Consider the following 676-nt stretch of genomic DNA (forward strand, 5'->3'; position numbering starts at 1 on the left):
TGAACTAGGCCCCATATTTCGGACACTTTAATAAAAAGTGCCTATGCTGCTAATAAATGATCCCGGTATTGTACCGGGGTCATTTTCTTTAATCCCCATTGATACCGTTGACAGTTATAATCTTCAATCACACGGTCTACTTCAACCTCTATTTCGTTAAATGTCCCACAAGATTTATACTCCGCCAAATCTTTAAAGTGGCCAAAGAAGCTTTCCATCGGCGCGTTATCCCAACAGTTTCCCTTTCGGGACATGGACTGGGTTATATTCAGCTCCCTAACCCTCTTCTGGAACTCAGGATGGGTATAGTGGAAGCCTTGATCGGAATGTAATATGGCATCTGGATGAAAATGGCCATCTAAGNGTCATTTTCTTTAATCCCCATTGATACCGTTGACAGTTATAATATTCAATCACACGGTCTACTTCAACCTCTATTTCGTTAAATGTCCCACAAGATTTAAACTCCGCCAAATCCTTAAAGTGGCCAAAGAAGCTTTCCATCGGCGCGTTATCCCAACAGTTTCCCTTTCGGAACATGGACTGGGTTATATTCAGCTCCCTAACCCTCTTCTGGAACTCAGGATGGGTATAGTGGAAGCCTTGATCGGAATGTAATATGGCATCTGGATGAAAATGGCCATCTAAGGCATCCTCCAGTTTTTTCAGCGTTTGA

Annotated in this window: 1 protein-coding gene and 1 pseudogene; both read right to left on the reverse strand. The window is 42.7% G+C overall.

What is annotated here, in order from left to right:
• Window positions 1-41: 41 nt before the first annotated feature.
• Window positions 42-347, reverse strand: a pseudogene (locus HRJ06_RS11890) (integrase core domain-containing protein); the annotation flags it as partial.
• Complete coding sequence (locus HRJ06_RS23705) at window positions 295-540, reverse strand: integrase core domain-containing protein (RefSeq protein WP_422392731.1); 246 nt, start codon at window positions 538-540, stop codon at window positions 295-297. The gene HRJ06_RS23705 and the pseudogene HRJ06_RS11890, both read right to left, overlap by 53 nt.
• Between the last annotated feature and the right edge of the window lie 136 nt (window positions 541-676).

Source organism: Mesobacillus harenae, from assembly GCF_013343715.1.
GTDB classification, from domain to species: domain Bacteria; phylum Bacillota; class Bacilli; order Bacillales; family Cytobacillaceae; genus Mesobacillus_A; species Mesobacillus_A harenae.